This is a genomic window from Sphingopyxis sp. QXT-31, assembly GCF_001984035.1.
In the GTDB taxonomy this organism is placed as follows: domain Bacteria; phylum Pseudomonadota; class Alphaproteobacteria; order Sphingomonadales; family Sphingomonadaceae; genus Sphingopyxis.
Genome location: NZ_CP019449.1, coordinates 838379 through 859510, shown reverse-complemented (window position 1 = coordinate 859510; position 21132 = coordinate 838379). Strand labels below are relative to the sequence as shown.

Here is a 21132-nt window from a genome sequence, read left to right as displayed (position 1 = left end):
ATGCCCTGCGCCGTTGGTCTAGGAGGGCGGCAATGAATATGTCCGACCGCAAACTGGCCCAGAGCGATCGCCGCGCCAGATTCCTCGCCGCCGCGCCCGACTGGCGTGCCTCCGACGCCCGCGTCAATCCGCGCGTCGCGATCGGCTCGATCATCGTGATGTGGCTGCTCTATTTCCTCATCACCACCGGCCTCGCGATACTGACCGGTGCGACCGACCAGATGGAGTTCATCGGGCGGCGCGCGCTCGTCGTGGTCGCGGGCATCCTTTGCACCTTCGTGCTCTATCAGCTGCTCCAGCGCGTCCAGCCCAAGAGCTTCGGCGCGCGGCTCGCGGCGGCGCTCGGGACCGCGATCCCGCTAGTGATCCTCTACGCCTCGATCAACCTGCTCGTCTTCTTCTACTGGTTCCCCGCCGCCGACACGCAGAAGATCATTGCCGAGGTGCAGGAGAAATTCCCCGTCGCGTGGGAACTGGTGCTGATCCTCGACAGCTCGATCCGCTGGTATTTCTTCTTCGCCGTGTGGGCGGCCCTCTATGTCGCCTTTGGCTATGCCAATGAGATGCACGCGGTAGAGCGCCGCGCCGACAGCTACCGGATCGAGGCGCAGACCGCGCAGCTCCGCGCGCTGCATTATCAGGTCAATCCGCACTTCCTGTTCAACACGCTCAACTCGCTGTCGACGCTGGTGCTCAAGGGATCGAAGGCCGAGGCCGAGACGATGATCATGAACCTGGCGTCTTTCCTGCGGTCGAGTTTGGCGGTCGATCCCGAGCAGCTGGTCAGCCTCGACGAGGAGATCGCGCTGCAGCGGCTATATCTCGACATCGAGCAGACGCGCTTTCCCGACCGCCTGCAGGTCGAGGTGACGATGCCCCAGGATCTGGAGCATGCGTGCGTGCCCGTGCTGATCCTGCAGCCGATCATCGAAAATGCTATCAAATATGGCGTCGCGCCCAGCAAGGGTACGATCGCGATCCGGCTGACCGCCAGCGCCGAATATGGCCTGCTGGTGCTGCGGATCGAGAATGACATCGACCCCAAGGCGCCGGTGCCCGCGCCAGGCACGGGCCTCGGCCTCGGCAATGTTCGCGAGCGGCTGCTGACGCGCTATGGTCCCACAGCCGGATGCGAATGGGGCAAGTCCGACGACGGCGGCTTCGTCGTGTCGCTGTGGCTGCCGTTTACGCAGCAGGGGGGATGCTGAGACGATGATCCAGACTTTGCGGACCTTGATCGTCGACGACGAGCCGCTGGCCATCGAGCGGCTGCAAATCCTGGCGGGGCAGCAGGAAGGGGTGTCGCTGGTCGGCACCGCGACCGACGGCGCGTCGGCATTGCGGCTGGTCGAGGCGCTGGCGCCCGACCTGGTGCTCTGCGACATCGCGATGCCGGGGCTCAGCGGGCTCGACGTCGCCGCGGCGATCGACAAGCTCGACAATCCGCCCGCGGTGATCTTCGTCACCGCCTTCGACCAATATGCCGTCGCCGCCTTCGACGTCGCGGCGGTCGATTATCTACTCAAGCCCGTGTCGCCCGACCGCCTGGGCCGCGCGCTGACGCGCGTGCGCGAATGGCGCGCGACCGACCGGACGCGATCGCCCAAGAGCAAGTGGATCGGCGAATTCTGGGTCCAGAACCGCGGCGAGATGCTGCGCATCGACGCGGGCCAGGTCGACCTGATCGAGGCCGAGCGCGACTATATGCGGCTGCACGTCGGCGCCCGCAGCTGGCTGATCCACCAGACGATCAAGTCGCTGGAGGCGCGCATGGATCCCGACCAGTTCCTGCGTATCCACCGCTCGAAAATGGTGCGCCGCGACGGCATCGCCGGGCTCAAGCACCATGGCGACGGCGCGTGGAGCGTCGACCTCGGCGAAGGCGGCGTGCATCGCATCGGCCGCACCTATCTGCACGACGTCAAGGCGATCATGCAGGGCTGACCGGCAGGGTCAGCCGAAGAGCAGCGCCTCGCGTTCGTAGAGGTTGAGCCAGATTTCGGCGCCCTGGTCGCCGAAGAGCGGCGCATCGCCGCCGCCATCGAACGCGTCCGGCGCGACCACCGCCTTGTCGGCCGCCGCGTCGATCTTGGCCGGGCTGCTCGCGAAGATGAAGTCGCCTGCGGTCAGCGTCGCCATATCGACATTGTGCAGCACGATCAGGTCGCCCGAGGCGAGGCGGATCGCGCCGACATTGCCGTCCTGCACGAAGCCGCCGCTGATCTGCGCGAGCCCGGTGATGCCGAGCGCGCTGAGGTCGATGCGATCCTGTCCGCGGGTGAAGTCGCCGATGACGTCCGATCCGGCGCCGCCCGTGAAGACGAAGACATCATTCCCCGCCTCGCCGAACAGCACGTCGTTGCCGCCCCTGCCGTCGAGCCGATCGTTGCCCGCGCCGCCGAGCAGAAAATTGCCCACGGCATTGCCGCCCATCACATTGTCCAGATCGTTTCCGACCCCAAAGGGTGTGGTGCCCTCCAGGAACAGATTTTCGATATTGGCATAGAGATAATAGCCGGCACCCTCTATCCCGGCGTAGACAGTGTCATCGCCCTCGCCGGCATTTTCGAAAACAAGGTCTGCCGGCGTGTCGACAAAATAGCGATCGTCGCCTTCGTTTCCATACATCAGGTCGTAATCGCCAAGACCGTTGCCGCTGGGATAAAAAGCTTCGCCGCCGTTGATGAAGTCATTCCCGGCGCCGCCGACGAGAATGTCGGTCGAGAAATCCGCGTCCGCGAGGCTGCCGCCATTGTTGCCGCCGTAGATATAATCGTCGCCGTCGCCGCCGTAGATTTCGTCGGCGTCCTTGCCGCCCGCGATACTGTCATTGCCGGAGCCCGCCACGATATAGTCGATCCCCGCATCGCCGAAGAGCTGGTCGTCGCCATTCTCGCCGAAAATGGCGTCGCGCCCGCCCCCGCCGCGGACGATATCGGCGCCCGCCCCCGCGATCAGCAGATTTTCGCCGTCGTTGCCGAGGATCGTGTTCGCGAGTTCGTTGCCCACGCCGAAGATATTGCCGGTGCCTGCCGCCAGGGTCAGGTTCTCGATATTGGCGTAGAGATAGAAACTGCCGGTGGCGACCGCGGTGTCGGTGCCCTCGCCGTCATTTTCGAAGACGATGTCGCCGGTGCGGTCGACATAGAAGACATCGTCGCCGAGCCCGCCGAAGAGCCGGTCGGCGCCGAGGCGCCCGTCGATCACGTCGTTGCCGCTGCCGCCGCGCAGTTCGTCGGCACCCTTGCTGCCGCTGAGGAAATCGTCGCCGCCGCGGCCGTCGAAGACCACGCCGACCGACCCGTCGTCGAACTGCGCATTGACCTCGATCGTCTCCGCCGCCGCCGAGCCGAGGATGGTCGTCAGGTAGCCGCCGGTCGCCGCCGCGCGGATATGTTCGAAGCCGCGCACCGAATAGGTCGCATCGCCCGCCCGCGCGATGGCGGTCGTCAGATCGACCGTGAAGGCGATGTTGAGGTCGAGCCGGTCGCGCCCGGCGCCGCCGTCGACGAGCCCCGATACGGTGCGCCCGAACACGCCCGACAGGAAGAAATTGTCGTCGCCGTCCTCGCCGTAGAATTTGGACGATCCCTCGGCGGTGATGCTGTCGTTGCCGCCCCCGGCGCGCAGCTCGACCGAGCCGGTATAGCCCGGCGGCACCCCGACCATGTCGTTGGCATTGCCGAACAGGATGCGTTCGACCGCGATCACCTCGAACCGTTGGCTGCCGACGAAGATACCGAAGGCGAAGCGCCCCGGCTCGGCCTCGATCGTCCCCGCCACGGTTGGGCCGACATTGCGCAGATCGATGACGTCGCTGTCGGCACCGCCGTCGATCAGGCCGACCGCTGTCGGCGTGCTCGACGACTGCACGGCGGAAAAGAGGATGGTGTCGTTCCCCGCACCACCGTTCACGCGGTCGACGCCCGTACCCGGGTCGATGACGTCATGGCCCGCGGCGCCCGCGATGACGTCGTTCCCGCCGCCGCCGTACAGCGTGTCGTTGCCCGCCGCGCCGGTGATCTGGTCGGCCCCGGCGCCGCCCGTGACGGTTCCCGCGCCGGGCAGGAAACCGGTCAGGTCGAAGCTGTTGCCCAGATCCGAAAGGAAGAAGGTCGAGAAAAGCGACGCCACGCCGTTCATCGAGACCGAGCCCGCGGTCGTCAGGACATAGGTACCCGAGTTGATCGACGTCGCCTGGTCGAGCTGCCCCGCGGTGAGCAGCAAACGCGCGCTATCCGTCACGAGCAGATTTTCGACGCTGGTCAGCGTCACGTTCGAGATATTGAGCCCGTTCGCGCCGATGAAGAACTGCAGCGTATCGAATCCGTCGCCGCCGTCGTAAATCTCGCTGGCAACGATGTCCGACGCCGCGCCGATATCGAAGATGTCGTCGCCGAGCCCTCCGCGCATCGTATCGCGACCGATGCCGCCACGGAGAAAGTCTGCGCCTTCGCCGCCGTTCAGCACGTCGTTGCCGCCGCCGCCGAGCAGGCTATCGTTCAATGAGCCGCCGGTAATCGTGTCGGCGGACGTGCCGCCCTCTATCTGCGTTCCGCTGGCCGTCGAGCCCGTCAGATCGAAGACATTGCCGGCGTTGGACAGATGGACGACGCCCGAACTGAACGTCTTGCCGTTCATCGTCACCGTGCCGCCATTGGCGATCTGGATATGGCCCGTGCCGTAGAAGGTCGACACCGCGTTCAGCTGTGCGACCGAAATCGTGAGGACATCGTCGTAGGAGAAGGCCTGATATGCGATCGTCTCGATACCGGTCACCGTCGCCAGCGACAGATTATAGTCCCCGACAAACAGATTGAGCGTGTCGGCGCCGGCGCCGCCTTCGAACACATGCGCCCCCGACACATCGCCCCGATGATGGTCGACATACAGGAAATCGTCGCCTTCGCCGCCGTCGAGACGGTTGATGCCGGCGCCGCCGTAAAGATGGTCGGTCGCCCGGCCGCCCAGCAGAACATCATTCGCCGCGCCGCCATATATATAGAGGCCGTAGCCGACCGCCCGGGCGTCGATCGTGGTTGCGGCATCGGCAGCGCGCAAATAGCTGTTGGTCAGGTCGACCCCGTCGGCGGCGAGGACCAGATTGCCGCCATGGCCGAGCTGGAAATCGCCGTGCGCGCGCTGCAGGCCCACCAACTGCGCGATATTGATCGTCACTGTGCCCGTGACTTGCTCGATACCCGATAGCGTTACCGTGCGCAGGTCGACCGGCTCGTCGATGACCAGGATGTCGATCCCGGCTCCTCCGTCATAGACTTCACCCGTGGCGCTGTCGCCGACACCGATATAGAGTTCATCATCGCCGTCGCCGCCATATAGCCGGTCGACGCCGCTTCCGCCCTGGATCTGGTCATTGCCGAGCCCGCCCCGGATGATATCGTTACCGGCTCTGCCGTTGAGAAGATCGCGGCTCGCGGTACCGGTGACGTCGTCCACCGCCGTTCCGCCCAAGTAGAAGAGGTAGCCCGCCGCGGCCCCGCTGGCATCCACCGTCGTGTCGTTGTTGCTCGAAAAAATCGCATCGCCCGACAGCGTGACCCCCGCCAGCGACAAAATTCCACCGTCGGCGAGCACGATGACCGCAGCGATTTCGGTCAGCGGATCGACCTGTGCGATCCGCATCGTCAGATAGGCGTAGTCGGAAGAGCCGAAACCATCGGAGACCCGTTCGATGCCCGTCAGCGTCAAGCCCGTGAGATCGAATTGTCCGAAACCGTTGAACCCATCAAAATACAAGGTGTCGAAACCGGTGCCGCCGTCGTAGATTTCGGCGCTGCTCACGTCCGCCATGCTTTGGATGACCAGCTGGTCGTCGCCGGCGCCGCCGCGGACGATATCGATCCCCGCGCCGCCATTGACCCGGTCGTTGCCGTCGCCGCCGTCGAGCGTGTCGTTCCCGCCGCCGCCGCTGATGACGTCGTTGGAAATACTGCCGGTGATGCTATCGTTGCCCGCACCGCCGTGGACGATCACGTCGATCGGGTTATTGGGTCCGACGACCGCGGCCGAACCAAGATCGATCGTGGTCGCGGCGTCGGCGAGCCGGATGACAGTCCCGGAGCCAAGGCGGGCGCCGGCCAGCGAGATCGTTCCCGCGTCGACGAGTTGAAATCCGCCCGACAGCGACGAAAGACCGTTGAGCTGCGCTGCGCCGACGCGCGTCAGCCCGATAGTCGGCGCCACCAGCGCCTCGATATTGGTGAAGCTCACCAGGCTGATATCATGCCCGGTCGACTTGACCTCGATCGTATCGAAGCCGGTGCCGCCGTCGATCGTCTCGCCGGTCACATTGTGGGCGGGCGTCGAATAATAGATGGTGTCGTCGCCGGCGCCGGCCAGGATGGTATCGGCACCGCCCTTGCCGTCGATCTTGTCGTTGCCGTCGTTGCCGATGATCGTGTCGGCGTCTGCCGTGCCATTCAGCGTGTCGTCACCCGGACCGCCAACAATTTCCGCCACCCCAAATTCCCCCGGAAAAAACAAGCTGAGTCGGCTATTGCCCATGGCGTAGCTCCACCGCAAATCTTTTAGGTGGCAAAAGCTTCGGTTCGCCGCAGAATTCCCGGCCCCGGACAGCAAGGGGCCAAGAAAAAGGCGGCCATGCCGGAGCATGGCCGCCCTTTACCGGCCGTCGGGCCGGGGACATCGTCAGGGTGCTGCGACGACCACCGGCGCGCGCGCGGCGAGCGCGGTGCCATTGCCGTTGAACAGGCTGGCGAGCTGCGCGTCGCTGTTCGCGGTCGCGACGCGCTCGCAGTCGCGCGAGTCGGACTGTTCCCTGAGCGTGGGCCGCGAGTTCGTACGGCAGACCGCGCGGACCGCAACGCGGACGCGGGTTTCCAGCCGTTCGCGGCCTTTGGGGCTCGCGAGGTTGAGATCGTCGTAATGGACCGTCACGCTGCGCAAATCCTCGGCGGCGGCGGGAACGGAGATGCTGGTGAGCGCCAGGGGCACCGCCAGCAGGATCAGGGTAAGTTTCGTCATGGGGGGAGTCCTCTCTTGGGGGATGCGAGATACGAGGACCCGGACCGGGGAAGGCCAACGCCCCCGTATCCCGCATTTGGAGAGATACCGGGTGCCGCCCCGCCGTGCATTCGGCGTTCGACCGGACGGAATGAGCGGTCGATTTCCGGACGAAGGTCGATCTTCCATCGACGAATGGACGGAGGGCGGTCCCGAAATCGTCATGCAACCCCATTCGCGCCGCGGCGTTACTCCCTCATGCGAGGCAAAGGGGCACTTCCGAAAAGCCTGATCTGGGCCGGCGCCGCGGGAATCGGGGCGATCGGCGGGATGTTGCTCGGCAATTTCGTCGTCGGGCAGGAGGTGATGGCCGGCAGCGAATATGGGTCCTACGCCGAAGTCACCGGCAATCCCGACGCGCTCGGCGTATCGAGTTCGTTCGGCGAGCCCTGCTATGATTGCGGGCCGGGCTACGGCGCTGCGATGCCGCGCATGGCGGAGAATGACGCGCGCATGGATCATGCGTTCCGCGAACTGGGCGCGGTCGAGATCGACTATTCATCGCCGCCCGACCAGGATTATGCCTATGGCGGCCGCTTCGACGATCCCGCGGCGGCGCGGACGATCGTAATGCAGTCACCGGTGCCCGTCGAGGTCGCGGCGACGGCGACCGACGCGCCGCCGCCGGTCATCGCCACCCTGGCCGTCGCCCCGGCGAGCGAGACCGCGCCCAGCCCGCCGGATGCCCTAATCGATTAGGGCTTGGGCGGCACCGCGGGTGCGGCGCAGCGCGTGGTATCGCCGGCCTTGCACGCCGCGACATCGGCTTCCCACTTGATCCGCTCTTCGGCCGACATCGCCGCAACGCGCGCCTTTTCGGCCTCATAGGCCGCGGTTTCCTCGGCGAAGACCGCTTGCGAGTTCGCCTCGACTTGAGCGACCGCGGCAACCTGCTGCTGATAGGCCGCAGCTTCGGCGTCGGCGCGCGCCTTCTGCTCGGCGTTGAGCCGCGCGGTGTTGGCGCGCTCTTCGGTGGTGGTGCCGTCGGGCAGCGGCTCGAAGGCGTGCGCCGATCCGGCGATGAGGGCGAACGCGCTCGCCGCCATGAACAAGGTCTTCGTCATCGAAGCTCTCCTTAGAGGATGATCCTGCGACCAGAACGCGCATCGGCATGGGGCGTTCCGAACCATTTGACCGCCGCGTTCTGCACCGCCATGCTGTTACCAACCGCATCCTTGCCGATGGGAAATTTGTTGTCCGACGCTGCGCCGCGCCGCCTGAACCGCCCGGTCTTCTTCGTCCCGCTTGCCGTGCTGGCGGCGGCGGTGCTGGCGAGCCTGTGGCAGCGCGAGGCCTTTTTTGCCGCCGAGGTCGCGATCAACAACTGGGTGCTCGCCTGGTTCGGCCCGGCCTTTGCGGTCGCAGGGGTCGCCTTCCTTGTCCTGCTCGCGGCGGTGGCGGTGTCGCCGATCGGCAAGACGATCATCGGCGGGCCGGGCGCCAAGCCTTTGCTCGGCCGCTGGCGCTGGTTCGCGGTGATGTTGTGCACCACCATCGCGACGGGCATCCTGTTCTGGGGCGCCGCCGAGCCTTTGTTCCACCTCAACACGCCGCCGACGATGCTGGGGCTGAAACCCGGCAGCGACGAAGCCGCGGCCTTCGCCATGTCGACGATGTTCCTCCACTGGACGCTGACGCCCTATGGCATCTACACCGTCGCAGCGCTCGCCTTCGCGCTCGTCTATTACAACCGTCGCGAGCCGTTCAGCTTGTCGTCGCTGTTCGTGCCTTTGCTCGGCCAGCGCGCGCATGGGCCCGTCGGGTCGGGCATCGACATCATCTGCCTCTACGCGCTCGTCGCGGGCATGGCGGCGTCGATGGGCGCCGGCATTTTGGCGCTGGCGGGCGGGATCGAGGGGCTCGGCGGCTTCGCGGGCGGCGCAGGGCTGCGCTGGGGCATCATGATCGCGATCGTCGCGAGTTTCCTGATCTCGGCCGCGACCGGCCTGCAGAAGGGCATCGCCGGGCTGTCGGTGCTCAACACCTGGATCTTCTTCGCGATCATCGCCTTCGTGCTGCTGGCGGGTCCGACGGCGCAGATGTTCGGCCTGTCGCTGCGCGGCGGCGCCGACTATGCCTCCACCTTCATCCCGCGCAACCTGGGGCTCGACGTCGACCGCGACTGGCACCGGCAATGGACGATCTTCAACTGGGCGAACTGGATGGCCTGGGCGCCGGTGACCGCGCTGTTCCTCGGCCGCCTCGCGGTCGGCTACAGCGTGCGCGCCTTCATCCTGTTCAACCTGATCCTGCCCGCGCTGTTCGGCGCGGTGTGGATGACCGCGATCGCCGGCGCGACGATCATCCTCGACCAGCAGAGCGGCGCCAGCCTGTTCGCGATCCTGTCGAGCCAAGGCCCCGACCCCGTGCTGTTCCGCCTGTTCGACGCGCTCGGCGGCGGGTCGGTGGTGACCGCGACCATGCTGTTCGCGATCTTCCTGTCCTATGTGGCGGGCGCCGACGCCAATGTCTCGGCAATGAGCGCGCTGTCGACGCACGGGATCAGCCCCGAGCGGCCCGAGGCTGCCTTGTGGATCCAGGTCGTCTGGGGCGTCACGGTCGGGCTGGTCGCGATGGTGCTCGTCGCCGCGGCCGGAATCGACGGCATCCGCATGATGTCGGTGCTCGGCGGCTTTCCCGCGCTGTTCGTGATCGTGGGCGCCGCGCTGTCGCTCGGCGTGATGGCGTGGCGGGGACGACCGACCGCCGCCCCCGCCCTGCCCGACTGAGCCTCACCAGATCTTGGTGCGATCCTCGGGCTTCAGATAATATTTGGCGTCGGTGCCGACGCCAAACGCCGTGTACCAGGCGTCGACGTTGCGCACCGGGCCGATGATCCGCCAGCGCGCGGGGCTGTGCGGGTCGCTCGCCACCTGCTGCTTGATCGAATCCTCGCGCGCCTTGTCGCGCCACGCCTGCGCGAAGGCGAGGAAGAAGCGCTGGTCGCCGGTCAGCCCATCGATCACCGGCGCGGGCTTGCCGCCGAGCGAACGATGATAGGCGTCATAGGCGACCTCCAGCCCCGCGAGGTCGGCGATATTCTCGCCCATCGTGAGGTCGGGGTTGATGAAGGCGCCGGGCGCCGCCTCATAGGTCGCATATTGTGCGCCGAACGCCTTGGCCGCGGCGTCGAACTTCGCCGCGTCCTCCGGGGTCCACCAGTCGCGCACCGCGCCATTGGCGTCGATCTTGCGCCCCTGGTCGTCGAAGCCGTGGATGATCTCGTGGCCGATGACGGCGCCGATCGCGCCATAATTGACCGCATCGTCGACGGTCTCGCTGAAATAAGGCGCCTGCAATATGCCCGCGGGGAACACGATCTTGTTCTCCAGCCCGCCGTTATACGCGTTCACTTCCTGCGGGTTCATCGACCATTTCTTGCGGTCGACGGGCTTGCCGAGTTCGCCCAGCTGATAGGCATATTCGAACTTCCCGCTGCGCTGGACATTGCCATAAAGATCGGCGGCGTCGATCTTTAGCCCCGAATAGTCGCGCCATTTGTCGGGATAGCCGACCATGACGTCCATCTTCTGGAGCTTGGCGAGCGCGGCTTCCTTGGTGGCGGGCGCCATCCAGCTGTTCGCGCGGATACGGTCGCCCATCGCGAGCTTGAGGTTGGCGACCAGCGCCTCCATCTTCGCCTTGGCGCTCGCGGGGAAATATTGCTGCGAATAGGTCTCGCCGACCAGCTCGCCGAGGCTGCCGTCGACGAGCGTCAGCCCCCGTTTCCAGCGCGGGCGCAGCTCGCTCACCCCGCTCAGCACCTTGGTATAGTCGAAGCGGCTGTCGACGAAGGCCTTCGACAGATAGGGCGAGGCCTGGTTGGCGACATGGAATTGCTGCCACAGCTTCAGCGTGTCGAGCGGCGTCTTGGCATAGAGCGCCGAAATGTCGCGGATCGCGGTCGTCTCGTTGACGATCATGCGCTTTTGCGGGCCGATCCCGGCCCCCGCGAACCACGCGTTCCAGTCGAGCCCGGGCGCATAGGCGGCGAGTTCGGCCGAGGACATCGGGTTGTTGATCTTGCCGATGTCGCGGCGGTCGGCGATCTTCCAGCTGACCTTCGCGATCTCGGTCTCATAGGCCATGATCGCGTCGGCGGCGGCCTCGGGGTTCTTCGCGCCGGTCAGTCCCAAAGTGCGGACAATATAGGCGCGATAGGCGTCGCGCTGCGGCTTGAACTGGTCGTCGAGATAATATTCGCGCTCGGGCAGGCCCAGCCCGCCCTGCCCCAGCCACAGCACATTGATCGTCGGATCGTCGGTATCGGCATAAGGCCCGCCGCCGACGATCGTCGTACCGAACGCGCCCTGCGACGCGCCCATGAAGCGCGCCATCTCGCTCTTGTCCTTGATTGCCGCGACCTTGGCGAGGTCGGCCATCAGCGGCTTGGCGCCCAGCGCCTCGACGCGCGCCTCGTCGGCGAAACTCTGGTAGAGGCCGCCGACCTGGCTCGTCGCCGGCGCGCCGGTGACGACCTGGCGCAGCTGGCGCTGGGTCAAATTATAGACGTCGTAATCGACCCCCGCCGACGCCTGGTCGGCCGGTATCTCGGTCTTGGCGAACCAGCCGCCATTGGCGAAGCGATCGAAATCGTCGCCCGGCTTTACGCTGGTGTCGCGCGCGCCAAGGTCGACGCCCCAGCTGCCGAAGGTCAGCGCCTTCAGCGAGCCTTCGTCCTTCGCCGACGCCTCGCCCGCGCCATCGGCCTTGAGCGACGCCATGGGCGCCATGTCGTTCGCCAGCACCGGCACCGCGGCCAACGCCGCGGCCATTGCGAGGCCCGCGGCCCCACCCAGAAGTTTCTTCATTTCCCCAGCTCCTTTCGTGCGCGCACCCGTTCCCGGCGGGCCGCGGACATGCCAGCTTTGTCCGCCCGCCGCCCGGCAGGGTCAAGATTTTGGCCGGACATTGGTCGAAGCCTTTGGGGAGTTGGTGGAAATGCGGGGCGTATCGGCGGCCGCCGCAGCGCGCCCGCCCCGCGGCTAGCGCAGCTTGTCGACGATATGCCGCTGGCAAACCGGACAAAAATGCGGGGCGGCGAGGCTGCGCATCAGGCAGTCGCCCGACGGGCGGAAATATTTCTCGTGATAATGCGCGCCCGCCACCGTGCCGACCAGCGGTTTGCCGCCGGGCCGCGGATCGACCCAGCCGCCGTCCTGATCGGCGTGGCTGACCGTCGGCCGGCCTTCGTCGTCGCCCAGGTTGAGCTGCGTCTTCCACGGCGCCTTGCCGGGGTTCGCCTTGCTCGTCGCATTGGCGCCGGAGTCGAACGCCATGTCGCGCCAGGTCGCATAGACCGGCAGGTCGGGCAGGACATATTCGTCCTCCAGCCCCAGACTGTGCCCGATCTCGTGCAGCGCGATGCGGCGCCAGTCTTCGCCGGGGCAGGCGTTGATGCTGGCCCACGCCGGGAAGTCGTGCGGCGCGCTGCCTCCTGCGCCACCGCGCTGGCTGCTGTTCATCAGGATCAGGCCCTGGCCATCGAGCAGGAAGGCGCGAAGCTTGCGCGCGGCGTCCTCGCGCGATCCCAGCAGCACGGGCGTGCCCACGCCGACCGCGCAGATCATGTCGCCGGTCAGCGGGGCGCCGAAATGGCTTTTGGCCTCGCCGGGCGCCGCCCAGAACAGCGCCTCCATGCCGAACACGGGTTCGAGTTCGGCGCCGTCGAACGGCTGCTGCTCGCGCATCCAGCCGGTCAGGTCGGCGACATGCGCGAAGAAGGTCTCGGCGTCGAGGAAGCCGTCCGAAATCACCGGATAATAGAAGCTGCGCGCCTCGTCGGGGAATTTGCGGCGTAACGGCGCGCCGGGCATGCCGTCGGCGCGGACCAGCTCCTCGGCGCGCACGGTCAGCCGCTCAGCGCCCCATTGCAGCATCAGATGCTCGGCAGCGGGCGGCAATTCGCCGCGAAGGTCGATGTCGCGCGCGACCGGCTCGGCGCCGATCCGCCCGTCGGGCGCGAACCCCTCGGCCAAATCGAAGGTTATGGGCTCGAGCGCCACTTCCTCGCCGATCTGCCGCCCCTCGCCGTCGAACCAGAGCGCGCGCAGCGATTCCACCCGCGCGCGCTCGAACATCTCCGAGCTTTGCCACTCGCTCGCAGACACGCCGATCTGCGCCGATCGCGAAAGCGCGTCGAGCGCGGTGCCGGGAATGGTCAGCTTTGCCATAGGGTCCGCTCCGCCGTGGCCGATGCGTCGATAGACCGGCAACCGCCGGTCCGCGTATAGGACCGATACGTCAAATCGCTTCGTTGCGATACCGCGTCCGGATACCTATCTCCCATGCGAAACGCGCACTTGCGCGCCAAGAACAAATCTGGAACACACCCCTCCCATGAGTCTCACCCATATTTCGGTGCGCGGTGCGCGCGAGCATAATCTGAAGGGCGTGAACGTCGACCTGCCGCGCGATGCGCTGGTCGTCATCACCGGCCTCAGCGGCAGCGGCAAGTCGAGCCTCGCCTTCGACACCATCTATGCCGAGGGCCAGCGGCGCTATGTCGAGAGCCTGTCCGCCTATGCGCGCCAGTTCCTCGAAATGATGCAAAAGCCCGATGTCGAGCATATCGACGGGCTGTCGCCGGCGATCAGCATCGAGCAGAAGACGACCAGCCGCAACCCGCGCTCGACCGTCGCGACGGTCACCGAAATCTACGACTATATGCGCCTGCTGTGGGCGCGCGTCGGCATCCCCTATTCGCCCGAAACCGGCGAGCCGATCAGCGCGCAGACGGTCAGCCAGATGGTCGACCGCGTGATGGAATTGCCCGAGGGCACGCGCGCCTATCTGCTCGCCCCGGTCGTGCGTGGGCGCAAAGGCGAGTATAAGAAGGAACTCGCGCAGTGGCAGAAGGACGGCTTCACGCGCGTCCGCATCGATGGCGAATTCTACGAGATCGGCGAGGCGCCGACGCTCGACAAGAAATACAAGCATGACATCGAGGTGGTCGTCGACCGCATCGCAGTCCGTGAGGGTCTCGGCACGCGGCTCGCCGACAGTTTCGAGACCGCGCTGAAGCTCGCCGAGGGGCTTGCTTATGTCGACCTCGCCGACGGTCCCGTGCCGGGGCGCGAGGAGGAAGACACCGGCGGCGCGATGAAGGGCGCGGGCATTCCCGCGAACCGGCTGATCTTCTCGGAGAAATTCGCCTGCCCCGTGTCGGGCTTCACCATCGCCGAGATCGAACCGCGGCTGTTCAGCTTCAACGCGCCGCAGGGCGCCTGCCCCGCGTGCGACGGGCTCGGCGAGCGGCAGGAGTTCGACCCCGACCTGGTCGTCCCCAACCATGCGCTGAGCCTGAAGAAGGGCGCGGTGGTGCCGTGGGCGAAATCGAACCCGCCCTCGCCTTATTATATGCAAGTGCTTGAAAGCCTGGGCAAAGCCTATGGCTTCGACCTGACGACGCCGTGGCAGGACTTGCCTGGCGAGGTGCAGCTCGTGATCCTCTATGGCACCGGTGGCAAGCCGGTCGAGCTGACCTTCAAGGACGGCCGGCGCAGTTACACGACGCACAAGGCGTTCGAGGGGGTGATCGGCAATCTCAACCGCCGGCTGCTGCAGACCGAGAGCGCGTGGATGCGCGAGGAGCTGTCGAAATATCAGACGCCGCAGCCGTGCGAGACGTGCCACGGCGCGCGGCTGCGCCCCGAACCGCTCGCGGTGAAGATCGCGGGCGAGAATATCAGCCTGTCGGCGCAGCGCTCGGTCGCCGACGCGCTCGAGTGGTTCGGCACGCTCGAGGAGAAGCTGAACGACACGCAGCGGCAGATCGCCAAGGCGATCCTGAAAGAGATCAACGAGCGGCTCGGCTTCCTCAACAATGTCGGGCTCGATTACCTCAACCTCAACCGCACCAGCGGCACGCTCAGCGGCGGCGAGAGCCAGCGCATCCGCCTCGCCTCGCAGATCGGCAGCGGGCTCAGCGGCGTACTCTACGTCCTCGACGAACCGAGCATCGGCCTCCACCAGCGCGACAACGACCGGCTGCTCGCGACCTTGAAGCGCCTCCGCGACCTCGGCAACACGGTGATCGTCGTCGAGCATGACGAGGATGCGATCCGCCACGCCGACTATGTCGTCGACATGGGTCCCGGCGCGGGGCTCCACGGCGGCGAGATCGTCGCCGAGGGGACGCTCGACGAGGTGCTCAAGAGCGAGAAGAGCCTGACCGCGGCCTATCTCAACGGCACCAAGCGCATCGAAATCCCGAAGCACCGCCGCAAGGGCAATGGCTTCGACCTGGTGCTCAAGGGCGCGCGCGCGAACAACCTCGACAATGTGACGGTCAAGATCCCGCTCGGCACCTTCACCTGCGTCACCGGCCTGTCGGGCAGCGGCAAGTCGAGCCTGATCATCGACACGCTCTACGCCAGCGCGGCGCGCGTGCTCAACGGCGCGCGCATGGTCGCGGGGCCGCACGACAGCCTGAAGGGGCTGGAGCATTGCGACAAGGTCATCGACATCGACCAGTCGCCGATCGGCCGCACCCCGCGCTCGAACCCCGCGACATATACGGGCGCCTTCACGATCATCCGCGACTGGTTCGCGGGGCTGCCCGAAAGCCAGGCGCGCGGCTACAAGCCCGGGCGCTTCAGCTTCAACGTCAAGGGCGGGCGCTGCGAGACCTGCACCGGCGACGGCCTGATCAAGATCGAGATGCACTTCCTGCCCGACGTTTATGTGACGTGCGAGACGTGCCACGGCAAACGCTACAACCGCGAGACGCTCGAGGTGAAGTTCAAGGGGCACAGCATCGCCGACGTGCTCGACATGACGGTCGAGGATGCCGCCGAATTCTTCAAGGCGGTGCCGTCGATCCGAGAGAAGATGGCGATGCTCGTCCGCGTCGGGCTCGGCTATATCAAGGTCGGGCAGCAGGCGACGACGCTGTCGGGGGGCGAGGCGCAGCGCGTCAAGCTCGCCAAGGAGCTGTCGCGCCGCTCGACCGGGCAGACGCTCTACATCCTCGACGAGCCCACCACCGGCCTGCATTTCGAGGATGTGCGCAAGCTCTTGGAAGTGCTGCAGGCGCTGGTCGAGCAGGGCAACAGCGTGATCGTGATCGAGCATAACCTCGACGTCATCAAGACCGCCGACTATATCGTCGACATGGGCCCCGAGGGCGGGGTCAAGGGCGGCGAGGTCGTCGCGAGCGGCACCCCCGAGCAGGTCGCGAAGAATCCGCGGAGCTACACCGGGCAATATCTGGCGCCGATGCTGGCGTCGGGGAAATAATTTAAGCCCCTCCGGCTTGCGGGAGGGGTTTGGGGAGGGTCTGTGGCCGTCCCGCACCCACCAAACAGGCCCTCCCCCAACCCCTCCCATAAATGGGAGGGGAGTTATCCAGCGTGCCACACCGCCGACAGCGGGTAGAGCGCGATCAACCAGGCCAGACACCCCACCACGACGCGCCGGTCCTTCGCGGCGAGCGCCAGCGCCGACACGGGGAAGAAGCTCCACGTCACCACCGCGTTGCGCAGGTCCTTCGCGGCGAGCGCCAGCGCCGACACGGGGAAGAAGCTCCACGTCACCACCGCGTTGCGCAGGTCGAACGCCGGGAAGGTCGCGAGCCACGCGACGCTGGCCAGCAGCGCGATATTGCACAGCAGCACCGCGCCGATCACGCGGCGGTGCTGCTTGTCGAAATGCGCATCGAGGTCGCTCCATTCCTCGGGGTCGTCGGGGAAGACGAGGCTCGCGGCGACGAAATAGAGCGCGGTGACCAGGAAGCCGCCGAACAGCACGGGCCAGCTGATCGGGATCAGCTCGCGCACCGCCCAGCCGTACATCCAGAAGGTGACGACGTCGCACGACACGAACAGCCCGAGCAGTGCGGTCGGCCAGCCGATGCGCACGCGGTGGCTGGCCTTCATCGCGCGCGCCAGCCCGCCCAGCCCCTCGGCGAGCGCGAGGCCGAGGATCAGCCCGAACAGCGAAAAGACGAACTCGAACCCGCTCATATGCCCCCCGATGCGGCGCATGCCGCGCGGCGAAGCTGTGGCAAACAATGGCGTGTGGAGCAAGGCGAAGGCCTGCCCTCGCCCGTATCCCGTCACCCCGTCACCCCGGACTTGATCCGGGGTCCCGCTTTTTACGGTCGTCAAGCGGGACCCCGGGTCGACGAAGAAATTATCTCACGCAAAGGCGCAAAGGCGCGAAGCGGCTCCAAAATCCCGTTCGTGCTGAGCTTGTCGGGCCGCTAGGCGACCGCAGGTCAACCACCGTTCTTCCTCGACGCCGCGAAAGGAAAGAACGGCCCTTCGACAGGCTCACGGCGAACGGAGTTGGCTCATCTTCGTGCCTTCGCGGCTTTGTACGAGGTCCTTAGTCCGCCAGCGGTCAAACCCGCCGCCCGACACCGCACACTACCCTCTTCGCGTCTTCGCGCCTTTGCGCGAAACCCTCGCTAAGCCCCCATCAGCGCCGCGGTGACATCGTCGGCGGTGTAAATGCGGATCGCCGGCGGCTCGGGCGACAGCGCGCGCATTTCGGCGACGAAGGCGCGCGACGCCGGCACCGCGAAATGAGCGCGGACCGCGTCGATGCTTTCCCATTGCTCGACGAAGACGAGGCGGTCGGAGTTTTCGATATCGATATGGCAATTATGCGCCACACACCCCGCCTCGCCCCGCGACCGCGCGCTATGCTCGACGCCGAGCGCGATCATGCGCTCGCGATGCTCGGGGGTAAGGATGACGTGGCCGGTGATGAGGATCAAGGATTCATCTTGCATATCATCAACCTCTGAAACATGACCCGGCTTGCCGTCACCAACAGACCGATAGACAACCGAAAAAACGGGGTTAGTCTATTTCGATAACAAGGAGGGGGCAATATGATCGACGCTCAAACGCTTCTCAATCCCGACCTACAAAACCGCGAACTTAGAGCTTTTGCATATCTTAGCACGCAGTTTAGGCAGGGCACTCACAACCCCATTGATTGCTTGATACCATTTGCTGTTCATGCCCTTGCAGAGCAAGAGGGGAACCAGGTGGATTGGGGTGCAGCAAAAGAATTCCTTAAATCAAAGTACTCTATAAATATACCATACTATATGCTTGATCAAATGTCAAGGCCGCTTACTGATTTAGGGGCAATAGAGAAGTCTAGCATAGGAAATATACTTATAGCGCGAAACAAGAAATCATCTCTAAGCCAAAATTCCGTAGATCTCTCTACTACAGATATTGATAATTTCGGTATCGCCCTTTCACTTTATGCAAAGAGCCGTGGCAGAGAGAACCCGCTAACGGCCGATTCTTGGTCGGACATTATCATCCCATTCTTTCAAGGAAAATCCCCACCTAAAGACAAGAAGAATGCGAACGTTGACAACGTCATAGTTACAAATCCAAAATCTATAGACTTTACTATCGTTGCAGATTTTATAGTTCATAATTTTGCAAACAAACTCCCACTATACAACGTAATTAGAAACATTTTTTATGGAGTTTTAGTTGCAGATTTTTTGACTCATATCGAAAATGTTGGAAGAAAAAAGTCACTTGTCGGATTGAACGTGTTTTATGATTCACCCGTTATATTACGATTATTGGGATGCTCCGGAACTATACTAAAAAATGCTACGGAAGAATTGCATGAAGAACTGAGAGATTTAGGGTGCAGGATATATATTTTTCACCACACATACGACGAGGTTTTTGAAGCCATTGAAGCGCTAATCAAATGCCACGAGAACAATGTCCCTATGTTTCGTGAAACTCACGAAGCAATCGCACGGGGAGAACTGACCATAAAGGAGCTCTACGCGATAAGATCAGAGCTAGATCTAAGACTAAAGGCTCGTCTTGGCATCGTAGAATCTGGAACTACATACTCCAATAGGAACGTCGATAGAAATCAAATATCTGAATCAGATTTTGTCTCCCTTTTAAAGCAGAAGGGTGGCTGGACAAGGCCATTTTCTTTGGCACCTGAACGCGATGCAATGAGCCTAGCGATGATAATGCGGCTGCGAGCAGGAAAAACGACGAGAGACATTTCAAAAGCGCTCTATCTTTTTATCACTCATAACGCGAGATTGGCGTGGCTTAGTCGCGAATTCCTTATCGAAGAGAGATATGTCACAGGGAGATCAATTTGGCCGATAATGACGGTTGGGCAAATGTCGACGATAGCTTGGGTTATGAATGAAAAGTTCGATAATGATGAGGTTATAACTAAGGAACTTATCGCAAATTGCTACGAGGCACGGCTACCTGATGACGACTTTGATGATAGGCTTAGGGAGTTTTTGGAAAAGAGCGCCCCCGAGGAGGTCAGCGATCTCTACAATAATGCTTTCCTCGTAAGCTCCGTTCGAGATGTGGCACTTTCGTCAACGACTGGAAACTCTGCTCTAATACGGACAGTAAATGCTGCAGAACTGTTGAGCCGCGCAACGGCGGATCGTGATGCGATCGTAGATCAAGCTCGGTCAGATGAACGAAAACTTGTCGAAGAACTCGCCGCCAACGAGTCCGCAAACCTGGCCGAACAGAAGGCCCATTCCATCGCTGAAACGCTATCGATCGGTATATCCTGGTTTATTGCAGCCCTCTTTCTTGCGGGGACGATGGCGACGCTTGGAATTTTTGGATCCTCTGCGTCGCCATTTTGGCTTACATTAATAGTCGGAATACTGTCGGCATTCGCGTTCCTAGATTCATTCAAACTATTGGGGCCACATGGCCTGAGAGTATGGGTTAAGCGCGGGATCCTCCGACTAATACGGAAAGCCCAAGCAATGCTCTTACCTTAGCTCCGCTTAGGCGGCGACCGCATGACACTTCCATGACAATCCCTGTCACAAACACGTCACACAACTCCCCCATTGGCGGCTCAGCGAGTCGCCGCGGGGGGGGTGGTTCGCTCCGTTAGCGACCCCCGACAGGACATCTCAATGCTGCAGAAATTCGCTCTCGTCGCCGGCGCCGCAACCGCCGTGCTGGCGCTCTCCGCGTGCCAGGACCAGGCCTCCTCGGGCGGCGCGGCGCGCGATTATATCAGCGCGGTCGGATCGTCGACCGTCTATCCCTTCGCCACCACCGTCGGCGAGCGCTTCGCCGAAGCCACCGGCAACAAGAAGCCCAAGATCGACAGCACCGGCACCGGCGGCGGCTTCGAGCGCTTCTGCGCCGGCGTCGGCGGCGACACCCCCGACATCGCGAACGCCTCGCGCCGCATCAAGAAGAAGGAATTCGACACCTGCGCCAAGAATGGCGTGACCGAGATCGTCGAAATCCAGGTCGGCATCGACGGCATCGCGCTGGGCGAAGCGACGCGCGGCCCCGGTTTCCAGCTGACCGAAGAGGATGTCTATAAGGCGCTCGCCGCCAATCCTTACGGCAAGCCGAACACCGCCAAGACGTGGAAGGACGTCAACCCGGCGCTGCCCGCAGTCGCGATCTCGGTCTTCGGGCCGCCGTCGACCAGCGGCACTTACGACGCGTTCAAGGAACTGATCCTGGGCAAGGGCTGCGACGCCAATGCCGAGATGAAGGCGCTGAAGGACAGCGACAAGGACAAGCATGAGGCGACCTGCACCACGCTGCGCGGCGCGCCCTATTATGTCGAGCAGGGCGAGAACGACAATTTGATCATCTCGAAGCTCGACAAAAACCCGACCAGCCTCGGCATCTTCGGCTTCAGCTATCTCGACGCCAACAAGGACAAGATCAAGGCGGTGCCGGTGCAGGGCGTCGCCCCCAGCTATGCCGCGATCGCCGACGGCAGCTATCCCGGCTCGCGCCCGCTCTTCATCTACGTCAAGAAGAAGCATGTCGGCGTGATCCCCGGCCTCGCCGAATATGTCGCCGAATTCCTGAAGGGCGCGGGCGAAGGCGGCTATCTGGGCGCCAAGGGCCTGATCGTGTCGCCCAAGGCGATCGCGGACACCGCCGCGGCGAATGCCAAGGGCATGACCGCGCTGAACGGCGCCGAGCTGAAATAAGTTCCTCCCGCCGGCGGTCGGTCCGGGGCCCTCATCCCCGGACCGGCCGCCGCTTTTTTTGACTTCCCTTCCCCGTTCGTGCTGAGCTTGTCGAAGCACCGTCCTTCTCTTTGGCGGCGTCCGACAAG

Annotated in this window: 14 protein-coding genes; 7 read left to right on the top strand and 7 right to left on the bottom strand. The window is 64.1% G+C overall.

Translation table 11 applies throughout. From position 1 onward, the window contains the following. Positions 1-32: 32 nt before the first annotated feature. The gene (locus BWQ93_RS04245; protein WP_083720610.1) at positions 33-1208 is read left to right on the top strand and encodes a sensor histidine kinase; all 1176 of its coding nucleotides are present in this window, start codon (positions 33-35) and stop codon (positions 1206-1208) included. A gap of 4 nt (positions 1209-1212) precedes the next feature. Beyond that, the gene (locus BWQ93_RS04240) at positions 1213-1944 is read left to right on the top strand and encodes a LytR/AlgR family response regulator transcription factor (protein ID WP_077029427.1); all 732 of its coding nucleotides are present in this window, start codon (positions 1213-1215) and stop codon (positions 1942-1944) included. Between the two features lie 9 nt (positions 1945-1953). Here BWQ93_RS04240 and BWQ93_RS04235 read toward each other — a convergent pair whose 3' ends face one another. Beyond that, positions 1954-6480 carry a beta strand repeat-containing protein gene (locus BWQ93_RS04235; protein ID WP_198040465.1) on the bottom strand — a complete coding sequence of 1509 codons (4527 nt, stop codon included), beginning with the start codon at positions 6478-6480 and terminating at the stop codon, positions 1954-1956. Positions 6481-6669: 189 nt separating this feature from the next. Further along, positions 6670-7005 carry a UrcA family protein gene (locus BWQ93_RS21075; protein ID WP_077029425.1) on the bottom strand — a complete coding sequence of 112 codons (336 nt, stop codon included), beginning with the start codon at positions 7003-7005 and terminating at the stop codon, positions 6670-6672. 237 nt (positions 7006-7242) lie between these two features. Between BWQ93_RS21075 and BWQ93_RS21070 the strand changes: the two genes are divergently transcribed. Beyond that, positions 7243-7743: a hypothetical protein gene (locus BWQ93_RS21070; RefSeq protein ID WP_077029424.1), complete on the top strand. Its 501-nt coding sequence runs from the start codon at positions 7243-7245 to the stop codon at positions 7741-7743. On the opposite strand, the gene BWQ93_RS04220 is transcribed toward BWQ93_RS21070, so the two are convergent. Further along, complete coding sequence (locus BWQ93_RS04220) at positions 7740-8108, bottom strand: hypothetical protein (RefSeq protein WP_077029423.1); 369 nt, start codon at positions 8106-8108, stop codon at positions 7740-7742. The genes BWQ93_RS21070 and BWQ93_RS04220 overlap by 4 nt on opposite strands. Positions 8109-8237: 129 nt before the next feature. On the opposite strand from BWQ93_RS04220, the gene BWQ93_RS04215 reads away from it, so the two are divergent. Next, entirely contained in the window at positions 8238-9773 is a 1536-nt protein-coding gene (locus BWQ93_RS04215; RefSeq protein WP_232314733.1) for a BCCT family transporter, read from the top strand. A gap of 3 nt (positions 9774-9776) precedes the next feature. Here BWQ93_RS04215 and BWQ93_RS04210 read toward each other — a convergent pair whose 3' ends face one another. Both BWQ93_RS04210 and BWQ93_RS04205 read right to left on the bottom strand, forming a co-directional pair. Continuing rightward, complete coding sequence (locus tag BWQ93_RS04210; RefSeq protein WP_077029421.1) at positions 9777-11855, bottom strand: M13 family metallopeptidase; 2079 nt, start codon at positions 11853-11855, stop codon at positions 9777-9779. A 174-nt stretch (positions 11856-12029) separates the two neighbouring features. Then, positions 12030-13217: a M64 family metallopeptidase gene (locus BWQ93_RS04205; RefSeq protein ID WP_077029420.1), complete on the bottom strand. Its 1188-nt coding sequence runs from the start codon at positions 13215-13217 to the stop codon at positions 12030-12032. Between the two features lie 166 nt (positions 13218-13383). On the opposite strand from BWQ93_RS04205, the gene uvrA reads away from it, so the two are divergent. Next, positions 13384-16284 carry an excinuclease ABC subunit UvrA gene (gene uvrA / locus BWQ93_RS04200; RefSeq protein ID WP_077029419.1) on the top strand — a complete coding sequence of 967 codons (2901 nt, stop codon included), beginning with the start codon at positions 13384-13386 and terminating at the stop codon, positions 16282-16284. A 104-nt stretch (positions 16285-16388) separates the two neighbouring features. On the opposite strand, the gene BWQ93_RS04195 is transcribed toward uvrA, so the two are convergent. Both BWQ93_RS04195 and BWQ93_RS04190 read right to left on the bottom strand, forming a co-directional pair. Continuing rightward, positions 16389-17009, bottom strand: coding sequence for a hypothetical protein (locus BWQ93_RS04195; protein ID WP_077032194.1), 621 nt, complete (start codon positions 17007-17009; stop codon positions 16389-16391). A 446-nt stretch (positions 17010-17455) separates the two neighbouring features. Next, the gene (locus tag BWQ93_RS04190) at positions 17456-17782 is read right to left on the bottom strand and encodes a putative quinol monooxygenase (RefSeq protein WP_232314732.1); all 327 of its coding nucleotides are present in this window, start codon (positions 17780-17782) and stop codon (positions 17456-17458) included. A gap of 102 nt (positions 17783-17884) precedes the next feature. Here BWQ93_RS04190 and BWQ93_RS20685 point away from each other — a divergent pair, with 102 nt between their 5' ends. Then, positions 17885-19813 carry a hypothetical protein gene (locus tag BWQ93_RS20685; protein ID WP_156878130.1) on the top strand — a complete coding sequence of 643 codons (1929 nt, stop codon included), beginning with the start codon at positions 17885-17887 and terminating at the stop codon, positions 19811-19813. A 141-nt stretch (positions 19814-19954) separates the two neighbouring features. After that, a complete protein-coding gene (locus BWQ93_RS04185; protein ID WP_077029418.1) occupies positions 19955-21004 on the top strand; it encodes a substrate-binding domain-containing protein in 1050 nt (349 codons plus the stop codon). Positions 21005-21132: the final 128 nt, after the last annotated feature.